The sequence below is a fragment of the Rhizobium sp. NPDC092011 genome (assembly GCF_044756305.1).
Taxonomy (GTDB): Bacteria; Pseudomonadota; Alphaproteobacteria; order Rhizobiales; family Rhizobiaceae; genus Rhizobium.
The window spans coordinates 150,429-162,505 of the sequence record NZ_JBIVSO010000012.1 but is presented as its reverse complement, the minus strand read 5'-3'; the positions used below and the strand labels follow the sequence as shown (position 1 = coordinate 162,505).

Here is a 12,077-nt window from a genome sequence, read left to right as displayed (position 1 = left end):
TGCCTCCTATGTAGGCAGGATAAGGGAAATAGAAGATTCGGAGACGAGGGATGGAAAAGGGATCCGTGGATGCAAGATCTGGTGCCCGCATGGTTGACGTGGCACGCTTGGCAGGCGTCTCGCATATGACCGTATCGAACTGCTTCAAGTATCCCGACAAAGTGATACCGGAAACACGACTGAAGGTGCTCGAAGCGGCGTCCAAGCTGGGTTATGTACCGAACCTGATTGCAGGAAACCTGGTATCCGGGCGCAGCAAGGTGATCGCCGCAATCATTCCGACCATTCAGAATTCAAGCTTCGCGGACATGATCATGGGACTCGAGCAAGAACTCGATGCGCATGGCTATCACTTGATAGTCTCGGTCGTAAGCTCTTCTGATCGAGAATATGATGCCGTGCGAGCACTCATCGGACGCCGCGTTGATGGGATCGTGCTAACTGGCGTTGATCGCGACGAGTCAACCTTCCGGTTGCTTGACCAATCCGGTATCCCCACGGTCGAAACGTGGAGCCTGAACGGGCCGTTCGTCGATATGGGGGTCGGATTCATGGACCGCGCGGCTTCACGCGATGCCACACAATTGATGATCGACAAGGGACTGCGAAGGATCGGCGTCGTCGGCTATGAAACCGGGGAGAAACACAGATACCAGGAGCGGCTGGCCGGGTTCATGGATGCCATGACAGCCGCTGGTTTGCCGACCGATCTTGTTGCGCTGGTGCCTCTGAAACTGGGCTTTCCCGGCGGCAGGATGGCGCTCGCGGAACTCATAGCCAGGGACGCTCAACTAGAGGGGGTTTTCTGTTACACGGACGTTCTCGCTTCGGGCGTGGTTTTCGACTGCATGAGGCGAAATTGGCAGATTCCAGACAGGCTCTCAGTCGTCGGATATGGCGATTATGAGATCGCAGCCGAGTTGTCGCCCGGCTTGACCACTGTGCGATCGCCCGGGGACAAGATTGGCCAGGAAGCGGCGCGAATGATCATCGCGCGGTACTCTGACAAGAAGGTACGAAAGAAAATCGCAGATGTAGGTTACAGCATCATTCGGCGGGGAAGCGTTTAGCAAGCTCCAGTCTAGCATATTGCCGCCTTGAGATAGCGGACCGTCACACTGCTTTTTTCACCGGCAACATCCTGTGGGTCGCCACTGGCGACGATATTTCCACCCTCCTCGCCCGCGCCAGACCGCCCGAGGTCGACTATCCAATCGACCTGGGCAACGATGCGCATGTCATGCTCGACCACGATTACCATATTGCCGGAATCGGCAAGTCCCTGAAGGTGGCGCATCAAGCGGTCGGCATCCATTCTATGCAAAATCGGGTCAAAGAATGCGATCGCTATTCACGGCCACATCTACGCAATCGCGAGAAATCTTCAAACCACTATCCATATACTAGTATGGAGTATATGCGGGTTGCTCGCAGCGAGTAACACATAGTGAGAGATTGCGGCAACCGACAAACCTCGACCGATTGCTGCAACCGTAATTACAGCTTCGCCCGGTCGTCGCATTGTCACGATCTGCTGGAGCAATGGGGCGCAGTCGGTTCCGGCTTCGATCGCACGTTCCAACGCTTCTGCCTGTCCCCTGATGCGCCGTAGACGTGTGATCACCAGCTTCTTCTCTTCTGGTGAATTTCGCATCTTCCTGAATGATGGACGTTACATACTATACAAGGGGGAGTTTCAACCCTGTCTCAAGGCGTCGACATGTGCGCGGCAGTTCTGGTTTTTGGAACTGAGAGGCAGACAGGAAGTCGGAAGGCGATGCCCGCCCAGGGCAGATGGCGGTTCCGCCCGGAAAATCTCAGGCTGACATGGCAGGTGCGATCCAGCATGAGCACGGAAAGCCCAAGGCATGTCCCGCCGGGTTTCGGGTGTCCCGCCCAGAATGAGATGTTATCGGTGTCGCTGAACGTGCTGCCGTCGTCCACGCTCGGCTTAGGAGATCGAACGTGTATTCCCTCCGGGACTGAGTATGCCTCGACGGTGCAATTGTGAGAGGGGTAATAGCATCTTAAAGCAGGAATCTAGGAAAGGCCCTCGCCAAATTTGAACAGCCCAATTGATCAAGAGGACCGGACGTGATGAGTAATGGTGTCTTCCTCTTTCTTGGTTATCTGCCGCTTGTGCAATAAAAGTTTGACCATCTACAGCAAGGATGAATGGTCTAGAATATTCGTCCGATTCATCGATCATGTATTACCTCCTAAATTGACCGCACATTTCCTCAACGGAGCAAAGAAAACCGAAGTTCAATGGTCGCGGCAGGACGGCCTCACACTGCGAGAGAGGCGGTGATCTCGATTTCGACTTTTGCTCCGCGTGCGGGGATTTGGCATATCAGGAACGTGCTGGTGGGCCGAATATCCTTGAACACCTGTCCAAGCACCGGGCTTACGGCCTCGGCGGCTTCAAGATCCGTTACGTACACCCGGCTTGCCACCGCATTGGCGAGGCTTGCCCCCGCTTTCTGCAATGCGTCCTCGATGTCCGCGAACGCATTGCGCGCCTGGTCCGCGGCATCCGGAGGGAACAGGCCCGTTGCCTTGTCGCGCCCCGTCGTGCCGGACACATAGATCGTCGTCCCGTCGATAACGGCCTTGGCGTAGCCCGCGGTCGTTTCGGAAGGGGCACCGGAAAAGATTCTCTTTGGCATTCCTGTCTCCATGGTCATGAGCGCCGATGCCGCCAGGCGGATCAGGCGTTGGATCGTTGTCAGAAGCGCGCCGGCGAGAGAGCCGAGATATCCACCGATGGGGATTGCCCTGCCGCAAGTTCGGCCATGACTTTCCCGGCCATCGGGCCCAGTCCGAAACCATGGCCGCTAAATCCGGTCGCGACGAGAAGCCCTTCGACCGCCTCGACCTTGCCCATGACGGGAACGACGTCGGGAAGGGTATCGATGATGCCGGCCCAAACGGTGTCGATGGCAACTTCCGCCAATGCCGGCAGGAACCTGCGCAATTCGGCCCGGGCCTGCCGGACGCGATGGAGGGCGGGCTGCACGGCTTCGCGGGTCGGCGCGATATCCGCTATCGGCGCGGCGCGATGCGAGGGGATGAAGGGCTGGATGGGACCCAGATAGTTGATCCGCGCCGCATCCGGATTGCCTTTTCTCGTCTCCCGATAATGGCGCATATACCGCCAGGAATCGAGCCGCATATCATACTCTCCCCCCGCCACCGACAAAACGATCGCTCCGTTCACATCCTGTCGAAGGCCGGTCTGCGGCAACGAGATACAGGGATCGATGGTCAAGTGCGGCACGGGCAGGGAGCGCGCGACGGTCGCTCGTATTCTTTCCTGGGGAAGATCGTATCCGACCGCGCGCAGGAGCCTGCCGCTTCCCGTGCCGGCGGCGCAGAGAACCGTATCGGCGCGGCAAAGCCTGCCATCGATCCAGACGCCGTGAATGCGTCCGGCCTGGATATCCAGGCGCTTCACGCTCCCGCCGAGGACGACCGAGACGCCCCGCTCGACGGCGGCCTCGAACAGCGCACGCGTGGCGCGTCCCGGTTCCGCCCGCCCGTCCGAGGCGGTGAACATGGCGCCTCGAACACCGGCCTTTTCCGAAAGGAAGGGGAGTTTTCCGGCAACCTCGGCCGGGGTCAGCAGTTCGGTATCGAGACCGAAGTCCTTCGCCTTGGCCTGCCAGTCCGCCTGATGGGCCATGTCCGCGTCATTGACCGCCAGGACGATGTTGCCGCCGCAAAACCAGCCGACGCTGCGTCCGAGATCCTTTTCAAGACCGTTCCACAGGCGCAGCGAGGCCATGGCGAGAGGAAGCTCGCGGAAGTCCCGTCCCTGCTGGCGGACGAAGCCAAGATTGCGGCCGGATTGCGCGGAGCCCGGCGTGTCGCGCTCGACGAGCAGGACACGCAGGCCGGAACGCGCGGCATAAAGCGCCGCCGAGCACCCGACGATGCCGCCGCCGACGACGATCAGATCCCATGCGTTCGATCCGTGAAGGTTTCCCCGAGCGCCCATTCAATGAACCTTCGCCATGAAGGAGCGGGTACGCTCGAAAGCGGCGCTGTTGAATATCTCGGAAGGCGCTCCCAGTTCCACGATCCTGCCTGCCTGCATGAAGGCGATGCGATTGCAGACCTCGCGCGCGAAGGACATCTCGTGGGTGACCACCATCATCGTAAGGCCCTCGTCCGCCAGGGATCGCATGACGTCAAGGACTTCCCCGACCAGCTCCGGGTCGAGCGCGCTGGTGGGCTCGTCGAAGAGCAGGACCTTGGGCTTCATCGCCAACGCCCGCGCGATGGCGACACGCTGCTGCTGGCCGCCGGACAACATCCGGGGATAATTCTGCATCTTGTCGGCCAGGCCGACGCGCGCCAGAAGCTCGACCGCCAGCGCCTCGGCCTCCCGCCTTGCAATGCCGAGAACATGGATGGGCGCCTCCATGACGTTCTCGAGGGCGGTCTTGTGCCCGAACAGATTGAAGTTCTGGAACACCATTCCGATCCGCGCCCGCTGCCGGGCGATCTGCCTTTCCGACAGCTCGTAGGCGAAGTTTCCCTCACGCCGATAGCCGATCAGCTCCCCGTCGACCGTGATGCTTCCCTGCTCGATCCGTTCGAGGTGATTGACACAGCGCAGGAGGGTCGACTTGCCCGAACCGGACGGGCCGATCAGGCTGATGACCTCGCCGGCCGCGACGTCAAGATTGATGTCGTGCAGCACCGGCAAGCTGCCATATCTTTTCGACACCCGGTCAAAGACAATCATCGGATCTGACATTTATCGAACCTTCCGGCGAAACAGGCGTCCTACAGGGGTAATGGCGGTGACGGTCGACCGGCTGAAATGCCGCTCTATCCGCATCTGGACGGCACTCAGGATCGTGGTCGCCGCCAGATACCAGAGGCAGGCGACGATCAGCAGCGGAATGGTCTGGAAATTCCGGGAATAGATCGTCTGGGCCGAGTAGAGCAGGTCGGCCAGCGAGATCACGCTCACCAGGGAGGAGGTTTTCAGCATGCCAATCGTCTGGTTGCCGGTCGGCGGGATGATCACGGGCATCGCCTGCGGCAGGACGATGCGCCACAGCGCTTTTCCGCTGGTCATGCCCAGCGATTTCGCAGCCTGCCTTTGGCCCGGGTCCACCGACATCAGGCCGCTGCGGATGATCTCGGACATATAGGCACCTTCGTTCAGTCCAAGCCCGAGAACCGCCGCCGTGACGGGCGATATGAGCGTGTTGGTGGGAATGGAGACCCATAAGGATGTAAACGGGATGCCGAGAGAAAGCGCGGGGAAGAGCGCACCGAGATTGTACCAGAATATCAACTGGACAAGAACCGGGGTGCCGCGAAAGAACCAGATATAGGCATTGGCCACGGTCGAGATGACGACGTTGTCCGTCATGGCGAGAATGGCGAAAACCGTTCCCAGGACGACGCCGATCGCCATGGTGACTAGCGTCAGCCACAGCGTCAGCGAGAGGCCCGAAAGGATACGGGCGTCGAACAGATATTCTCCGACGACGGCCCATCCGAAATTGGGATTGGCCGCGATCATGTTCGCGCAATACAGCACGAAGACGATCAAGAGGGCCGCGGCCAGCCGCGTCTTCCAGGCGGTGGCCGGGACATAGGTCAGCACCGGCCGGTCCGATGGGCCCGTCAATGCCAGAGTTGAATCATTCGACATGATCGCTGTCTCTCAATAATGGCCGGTTTGATGCGGCCGGTGGCGGGGGCCACCGGCCGCGATTTTCATTCCGTAGCCGGAACAGTGGCGAGGTTGATGCCCGGCTCGTGTTCCATCGCCATCGGCGTAACGGTCCATCTCTCGTAGATCTTGTTGTATTCGCCGCTCGCCCGGATTTCCTTCAGAGCCGCCAGCACGGCTTCGCCGAGATCCGTTTCATCCTTGCGAAACGCGATGCCGCTCGGCATGCGGGCGAGAACCGGCATGTTGACGACCTTCACGGGACGCGGAGCCGCCTTCTGGATTTCCCCGGCCATGGCCGCGGAAGTCAGCACGAAATCGGTGCGCCCGGAATAGAGGGAAAGCAACGTCGACTCCGACGTTCCGAATTCGGAGACGGAGGGCTTCTCCTTGCCGGCGGCGGCGCAGGCGTCGCCGATCTCCTTCGTGATCATGTCGACCCATTCGGTGCCGCTCTGCGCGGCTCCCTTCAGGCCGCAAAGGCCGAGATGGTCGTCGATCCCGCTTCCTTTTTCCTCAAGGACATAGGCGGAGGAAGTGGTGTAGCCGTAGTCGACGAAGCTGACGACCTTTTGCCGCTCCGCATTGTCGGTGATCCCCTCCATGGCAAGATCCCAACGACCGGACTGGACACCGGGGATGAGCGAGTCGAAAGCGACGGACGTCACCTCGATCTTCACCTTGAGACGGTCTGCGATCGCGTTCCAGAGATCGACTTCGAAGCCGACCATCTCGCCGGCATCGTTGATGGACTGAAAGGGAGGATATTTCGCGTCGGTCACCAGTTTGATGACCCCGGCGTCCTTGTATTTCTGGGGCAGAATGTCGGCCGCCGACTGCGCATTGGCGGTGCCCGCCATGACAAGCAGGCCGATTGCGGCGATGGCGCCCACCGCGGAGACGGAACTGTAGCGTTTTACTCTCTCGAAAATCATGACGTGTTCCCCTTTTGTGGCCTCAGGTTGCCGACCAGCCACTCGGCCTGTTGTGGCTCGCCGTTGTGCCCCGATGAGATCGGCGTTTCGCTTCAGCCGATCACGAACGGATTTGCGATTTCCTCGGCGGTGGAGAGCCAGACGGCCTTGGTCTGGAGATATTCGTAGATTCCGGCCACGCCGTTCTCGCGCCCGAGACCGCTCTTCTTGTAGCCGCCGAAGGGCGTGGTGTAGGAAATGTCGCGATAGGTGTTGACCCAGACGCTGCCGGCCTCGAGCTGTTCGGACATTTTCAGGGCAAGGCGCATGTTCGAGGTCCAGACGCCGGCACCGAGGCCGAATTCGCTGTCATTGGCGATGGCGAGGGCCTCTTCCGGCTCGTCGAAGGCGATGGCCGATAGAACCGGGCCGAACACCTCTTCCCGCGCGATGCGCATATCGTTGTTGACGCCGGCGAAGATGGTCGGCTCGATGAAGAAGCCGGTGCCGCATTCCGCAAGGTCCGGGCGCTTGCCGCCGAGGACGAGCTCGGCGCCTTCCTGGCGGGCGATATCGATATAGCCGAGCACCTTCTCGAACTGCATGCTGTTGGCGATCGGCCCGATCTGGGTCTCGACCTTGCGCGGATCGCCGATGCGCGCCGTTTTCGTGAAGGCGGCGAGCTTCTCCAGGAAACGGTCATGGATCGAGCGATGCACGAGCAGGCGCGAGCCGGCGATGCAGGTCTGGCCGACCGCGCCGAAGATCCCGCCGACCACGCCGCGCACGGCATTGTCGAGATCGGCATCGGCGAAGACGATGTTGGGCGACTTGCCGCCGAGCTCCAGGCTGACGCGCTTGATGTCCCTCGCCGCCAGCGCAGACAGATGGGCTCCCGTCTTCGTCGAGCCGGTGAAACCCAGGTGCCGCGTCAGCGGATGCGTGACCAGCGGCTCGCCCACTTCCGGGCCGTAGCCGGTGACGACATTGATGACGCCGGCCGGGAAGCCGGCCTTCTCGACCAGTTCCATGAGCTTGAGTGCGGTGGCGGAGGTGAATTCCGCCGGCTTCATCACCAGCGTGTTGCCCGCCGCCAGCGCAGGGGCCGCCTTGAGGGAGAACAGCAGCAGGGGCGCGTTCCACGGCACGATGCCGACGCACACGCCGAGCGGCTCATGGCGCGAGAAACTCAGCGCCGGCTTGTCGCAGGGATGGACCGTACCCTCGATCTTGTCGGCATAGCCGGCATAATAGTGATACCAGTGCGGAATGTAGCGGATCTGGTGCCGCATCTCCTCAAGCAGGCGGCCGTTGTCGCGCACCTCGATCTCGGCCAGCGCGTCGGCATGCTCCTCGATGAGGGCGGCGAACTTCTGGATGATACGGCCGCGCTGGGTCGGGTGCATCCTGCCCCAGGGACCCTGCGTGAAGGCGCGGTGCGCCGCACGCACCGCGCGATCAGCGTCCTCGGCATTGCCCCGCGGGATCAAGGCCCATGGCTTCGCGGTAAAGGGATCGACTGTCTCGATATATTCCCCCGAGGCCGGGGCGACCCATTCGCCGTCGATATACATGGATAGTTTCGGCAGGTCTTGCATGGGCATGGTCTCTCCTTTTCGCGGGATGCAATAGCGCTTCAAGCAGCATATCGATATCTGTTTTGATTAAAAGTGATATTCCTATTTGCTGTCAAGGATGGAATTATCGAGTCGATAAATTAGTTCTATGCGCAAGAATTCGTCATTTTTACAATTATATGCCTAAAAAATAAGCAATAATGCCGTCGAAACATCAAAATTCAGAAATTTCCCTTGCCTTCATGGCAAATTTGGTGTGATTTGCGCCTCAGAATAATGATATCATTTTGGAGGACATGGTGGCGCTAGACCAGCCCCTGTACGAACGGATCAAAAGCGCAATCGATCGCCGTATCGAGACCGAAGAATGGCCGCCCAACTTTCAAGTCCCTTCGGAAGAGGATCTTGCCAGCGAATTCGGCGCGTCCCGCCTCACCGTGCGCCGGGCCCTGCGCGAGCTGCAGACGGACGGCGTGCTGCTACGCGTCCAGGGGCGGGGCACCTTCGTCATCGGCCCGCGCATGCAATGCGCCGTGTTCAATCTCGCCGACATATCGGAGGAGATCGCTTTCGGCGGTGGCGCCCATAGCTGCCGGCTCCTCCGGCATTCGGCCCTCACCAGGGACGATCCCGGCTGGAACATGCTCCAGCTTGGCGCCGAGGACACCGTTTTCCATTCGCGCCTGCTTCATCTGGAGGACGGCAGCCCGATCCAGTTGGAAGACCGCTATGTGAATGCCGTGGAGGCGCCGGACTATATCGAGCAGGATTTCTCGAAGGTGAGCCCGCACGGCTGGCTGCTGCGCGAGACCATCGTCACGACCGTCGACAACACGATCCGTTCCATCCGCGTCGACGACGAAACCCGTCTTAACCTGCAGATCGGCGCCGACCAGCCGTGCCTCCTGCTGGACCGCTCGACCTGGCGCGACGGCATTCCCGTCACGCGCAGCCGTTTCATCTATCCCGGCGACCGCTACCGCATGCGCTCCCGGCACGAGGCGCGCACCAATCGCATCGTCACCATCCCCGCCCTATCCGGCACAAGCCGCTGAAGCCCTGGCAGAAGGAGCCGCCCATGAGAAATTTCGTTCGCACACTCCAGGAGCGCGGGGACCTGCTGGTCGTCGACCGCGAGATCGACCCGGCCCATGAGCTCGCCGCCGTCACCCATCTCGCGCAGAAGAAATGGGCCAAGCCCGTGATGTTCACCAATGTGAAGGGCACGCGCTTTCCCGTGGTCACCAATATCTACAGCACCCGCGAGCGGCTGGGCGAGGTGATCGGCATCGACGAGAATGACTTCTGCCGGCAGTGGAGCAAGCTGTCCTCGCTCGGCTCGGCCGAGATGCGCGACCCCCTCGTTCCGGCGAACGAGACCCCGGAATACGAGGAGGTCAGGCTCTCCGACCTGCCGCTGATCACCTATTCGGACCGCGACGGGGCGCCCTATTTCACCTCCGCCATGTTCATCGCCAAGGATCCCGAGACCGGGGTGGGCAACCTCTCCTATCACCGCTCGATGTTCATCAGCGACAACGAGCTGCGCTGCCGCCTCGCCCCGCGCCACCACCTGACGATCTACCACGAGAAGGCCGAAAAGATGGGCCGGCCGCTCGAGGCCGCCATGCTGATCGGCCCGCCGGCCCACGCCTTCCTGACCGCCGCTGCTCCCCTGCCCTATGACGTGGACGAGCTGGAAGTGGCCGCGCGCCTGCGCGGCACGCCGATCGCCATGCGCAAGTGCAACCATATCGACCTTGAGGTTCCCGCCGAGACCGAGGTGGTGATCGAAGGCCGGTTCCTGCCCAACGAGCGCCGCCCGGAAGGTCCGTTCGGCGAGTTCATGGGCTATTACGTCCCCGTCGGCCCCAATGCCGTCTTCGAGGTGCTCGGCGTCACCGTGCGCAAGGACGCCATGTTCCATTCGATCCTCTGCGGCTCGCCCGAGGAGGTGCTGACGCTCGAGCTTTCCGTCTCGGCCAATATCTACCAGCGGCTGAGCGCGGCGCTTCCCGGCATCGTCAACGTGACCTGCCAGCCCTTCGTCAACCATGCGATCGTGCAGATCGAGCCCCAGTTCGAAGGCCATGCACGCCAGGTCATGCTGGCGACCATCGGCGCCGAGCCGATCTGGGCCAAGCAGATCACCGTCGTCGATACGGATGTCGACATCTACGACATGGACGACGTGCAATGGGCGATCCTGACCCGCTGCCGCCCGGACAAGGACACGCTCGTCATCCCAGAGACGCCGTCCTTCTACCGCGACGAGGCCAAGGACCACTGGGGCCGCCTGCTGGTCGACGCCACCAAGCCCTGGGGCCGGGAGCAGGAATTCGAGCGCAAGCGGCTGCGCATGGTGAACGACATCCGTCTCTCCGACTGGTTCGCCGGCGCCTGACCATGAGCACGCAGCGGCTGATCATCGGAATCACGGGCGCTTCGGGTGCGGCCTATGGTATCCGCGCCCTCGAGCTTGCGCGAGCAGCGGGGGTGGAGACCCACCTCGTCGTCAGCCGCTCGGCCCTTTTGACGCTGAACCAGGAGCTCGGCCTGCAGAAGGCCGATCTCGAAGGCCGGGCCGATGTGATCTACCCGGTCGCCGATATCGGCGCGACGATCGCCAGCGGATCGTTCCGCACCATGGGGATGCTCATCGCACCCTGTTCCGTGCGGACGATGTCGGAGATCACCACGGGCGTGACCTCCACCCTGATGAGCCGGGCCGCCGACGTGGTGCTGAAGGAGCGCCGGCGCCTCGTGCTCATGCTGCGCGAGACGCCGCTGCATCTGGGGCATATCGAGACGATGGCGGCACTCACCCGGATGGGGGCCATCATCATGCCGCCCGTCCCGGCCTTCTATGCCAAACCGCAGAGCCTCGACGAGTTGGTCACTCATTCCAGCGCCCGCGCCCTCGACCTTTTCGATATCGATACCGGAGCCGTGCGGCGCTGGGGCGGCCTGAAGGAGAGCCTCACTTGAGCTTCCTGTGTCCCTTGGGGGCCAAAGGTCCGCTTGCGTTGACGACGCGGTTCTGCCGGGCTTCGTGCGAACTGCGCAACCGATAGCGATCGCCCGGATAGAGAAAGCGGCTGCGGGTCATCGGCGTCCCGTCGCGCCAGGTCGACCGGTCCAGCAGGAGACAGGGCTGGGTGCTGTCAATCTGCAAGAGCCGGCACGCCTCCTCGTCCGGCCGGATGGCGCGGATCGTATTGTCCACCGATGTCACCGTCGTCTCGCGAAGCAGGTAGGCGTGCGGCGTAATCTTGGTGAAGTCCTGCTCCAGGAACGACGGGGCCTCGCTGGCATTGACGTAGCGATCCTCGAGCTGGATCGGCGTGCCGTCCTCCAGATGCAGCAGCCGTGCATGAAAGACGACGCCGTCCGGCCCCAGGGCCAGCATGTTGGATTGCGGGTCGCCTCGCGGCACCGCGCAGAGCTCGATCACCCTGCAGGCATGGGCGCCGCCGTTGAGCGCGATTTCCTCGGCCATGTCGGAGATATTGAAGATGGCACATTGCATGCGCCGGCCGACCACGAATGTGCCGCGCCCCTGAATGCGGATGAGGACGCCCTCGACCTGCAATTCACGCAAGGCGCGTCTCACCGTCAGCCTGGACGCCCCGAACTCCTCCGCAAGCTCGACCTCCGCCGGAACCTGGAATTCAGCGGGCCACTCCTCCGCCTCGACACGGCGATCGATTGTCGCTTTTATCTTCTCATAGAGGTGCTGATCGGGTTCGGGCATGCTTGGCCTTGGTAATGATATCCTTTTGAAGGACTAACACATCCATTTGTGCGTGTCACCTTTGCAATCCGGAGTTGAAGCCGGCCTGTTTCTCACCAAAGGCCCGGCTTCGACTTCGCGAAGTGAACTAGCGC

The 12,077-nt window shown here is 61.5% G+C and carries 12 protein-coding genes and 1 pseudogene; 4 read left to right on the top strand and 9 right to left on the bottom strand.

The window, feature by feature from the left end; translation table 11 throughout:
- Positions 1–50 precede the first annotated feature (50 nt).
- Positions 51–1,070: a LacI family DNA-binding transcriptional regulator gene (locus ACIQJ2_RS31035; RefSeq protein ID WP_006470642.1), complete on the top strand. Its 1,020-nt coding sequence runs from the start codon at positions 51–53 to the stop codon at positions 1,068–1,070.
- Between the two features lie 11 nt (positions 1,071–1,081).
- On the opposite strand, the gene ACIQJ2_RS31030 is transcribed toward ACIQJ2_RS31035, so the two are convergent.
- From ACIQJ2_RS31030 to ACIQJ2_RS30995, 8 genes and pseudogenes are all read right to left on the bottom strand, one after another.
- Positions 1,082–1,297 carry a DNA helicase UvrA gene (locus ACIQJ2_RS31030; protein WP_400674209.1) on the bottom strand — a complete coding sequence of 72 codons (216 nt, stop codon included), beginning with the start codon at positions 1,295–1,297 and terminating at the stop codon, positions 1,082–1,084.
- Positions 1,298–1,516: 219 nt separating this feature from the next.
- A pseudogene (locus ACIQJ2_RS31025) lies at positions 1,517–1,654 on the bottom strand (metal-sensing transcriptional repressor); the annotation flags it as partial.
- 634 nt (positions 1,655–2,288) lie between these two features.
- The gene (locus ACIQJ2_RS31020; RefSeq protein WP_006470639.1) at positions 2,289–2,669 is read right to left on the bottom strand and encodes a RidA family protein; all 381 of its coding nucleotides are present in this window, start codon (positions 2,667–2,669) and stop codon (positions 2,289–2,291) included.
- 59 nt (positions 2,670–2,728) lie between these two features.
- Positions 2,729–4,000 (bottom strand): FAD-binding oxidoreductase, encoded by a 1,272-nt coding sequence (locus ACIQJ2_RS31015; RefSeq protein WP_151577126.1) that lies wholly within the window; start codon positions 3,998–4,000, stop codon positions 2,729–2,731.
- Complete coding sequence (locus tag ACIQJ2_RS31010) at positions 4,001–4,765, bottom strand: amino acid ABC transporter ATP-binding protein (RefSeq protein ID WP_151577125.1); 765 nt, start codon at positions 4,763–4,765, stop codon at positions 4,001–4,003.
- On the bottom strand, positions 4,766–5,677 hold the full coding sequence (locus tag ACIQJ2_RS31005) for an amino acid ABC transporter permease (protein WP_151577124.1): 912 nt from the start codon (positions 5,675–5,677) through the stop codon (positions 4,766–4,768).
- Positions 5,678–5,742: 65 nt separating this feature from the next.
- Positions 5,743–6,633 (bottom strand): ABC transporter substrate-binding protein, encoded by an 891-nt coding sequence (locus tag ACIQJ2_RS31000; RefSeq protein WP_151577123.1) that lies wholly within the window; start codon positions 6,631–6,633, stop codon positions 5,743–5,745.
- A gap of 92 nt (positions 6,634–6,725) precedes the next feature.
- Positions 6,726–8,210: an aldehyde dehydrogenase gene (locus ACIQJ2_RS30995; protein WP_151577129.1), complete on the bottom strand. Its 1,485-nt coding sequence runs from the start codon at positions 8,208–8,210 to the stop codon at positions 6,726–6,728.
- A 275-nt stretch (positions 8,211–8,485) separates the two neighbouring features.
- Here ACIQJ2_RS30995 and ACIQJ2_RS30990 point away from each other — a divergent pair, with 275 nt between their 5' ends.
- From ACIQJ2_RS30990 to ACIQJ2_RS30980, 3 genes are read left to right on the top strand one after another with little or no spacing between them, the layout of a single operon-like run.
- Entirely contained in the window at positions 8,486–9,244 is a 759-nt protein-coding gene (locus ACIQJ2_RS30990; protein WP_192800582.1) for a UTRA domain-containing protein, read from the top strand.
- A gap of 23 nt (positions 9,245–9,267) precedes the next feature.
- Positions 9,268–10,593 (top strand): UbiD family decarboxylase, encoded by a 1,326-nt coding sequence (locus ACIQJ2_RS30985; protein ID WP_006470632.1) that lies wholly within the window; start codon positions 9,268–9,270, stop codon positions 10,591–10,593.
- A 2-nt stretch (positions 10,594–10,595) separates the two neighbouring features.
- Positions 10,596–11,177: a UbiX family flavin prenyltransferase gene (locus ACIQJ2_RS30980; RefSeq protein WP_006470631.1), complete on the top strand. Its 582-nt coding sequence runs from the start codon at positions 10,596–10,598 to the stop codon at positions 11,175–11,177.
- On the opposite strand, the gene ACIQJ2_RS30975 is transcribed toward ACIQJ2_RS30980, so the two are convergent.
- Positions 11,170–11,943: a UTRA domain-containing protein gene (locus tag ACIQJ2_RS30975; RefSeq protein ID WP_006470630.1), complete on the bottom strand. Its 774-nt coding sequence runs from the start codon at positions 11,941–11,943 to the stop codon at positions 11,170–11,172. The genes ACIQJ2_RS30980 and ACIQJ2_RS30975 overlap by 8 nt on opposite strands.
- Positions 11,944–12,077: the final 134 nt, after the last annotated feature.

What these genes read in the sequence shown, in the direction of transcription:
- ACIQJ2_RS31035 (WP_006470642.1), top strand. Translation starts at nt 51, where the DNA reads ATGGAAAAGGGATCCGTGGATGCAAGATCTGGTGCCCGCATGGTTGAC.
- ACIQJ2_RS31030 (WP_400674209.1), bottom strand. Translation starts at nt 1,297, where the DNA reads ATGCGCCACCTTCAGGGACTTGCCGATTCCGGCAATATGGTAATCGTG.
- ACIQJ2_RS31020 (WP_006470639.1), bottom strand. Translation starts at nt 2,669, where the DNA reads ATGCCAAAGAGAATCTTTTCCGGTGCCCCTTCCGAAACGACCGCGGGC.
- ACIQJ2_RS31015 (WP_151577126.1), bottom strand. Translation starts at nt 4,000, where the DNA reads ATGGGCGCTCGGGGAAACCTTCACGGATCGAACGCATGGGATCTGATC.
- ACIQJ2_RS31010 (WP_151577125.1), bottom strand. Translation starts at nt 4,765, where the DNA reads ATGTCAGATCCGATGATTGTCTTTGACCGGGTGTCGAAAAGATATGGC.
- ACIQJ2_RS31005 (WP_151577124.1), bottom strand. Translation starts at nt 5,677, where the DNA reads ATGTCGAATGATTCAACTCTGGCATTGACGGGCCCATCGGACCGGCCG.
- ACIQJ2_RS31000 (WP_151577123.1), bottom strand. Translation starts at nt 6,633, where the DNA reads ATGATTTTCGAGAGAGTAAAACGCTACAGTTCCGTCTCCGCGGTGGGC.
- ACIQJ2_RS30995 (WP_151577129.1), bottom strand. Translation starts at nt 8,210, where the DNA reads ATGCAAGACCTGCCGAAACTATCCATGTATATCGACGGCGAATGGGTC.
- ACIQJ2_RS30990 (WP_192800582.1), top strand. Translation starts at nt 8,486, where the DNA reads ATGGTGGCGCTAGACCAGCCCCTGTACGAACGGATCAAAAGCGCAATC.
- ACIQJ2_RS30985 (WP_006470632.1), top strand. Translation starts at nt 9,268, where the DNA reads ATGAGAAATTTCGTTCGCACACTCCAGGAGCGCGGGGACCTGCTGGTC.
- ACIQJ2_RS30980 (WP_006470631.1), top strand. Translation starts at nt 10,596, where the DNA reads ATGAGCACGCAGCGGCTGATCATCGGAATCACGGGCGCTTCGGGTGCG.
- ACIQJ2_RS30975 (WP_006470630.1), bottom strand. Translation starts at nt 11,943, where the DNA reads ATGCCCGAACCCGATCAGCACCTCTATGAGAAGATAAAAGCGACAATC.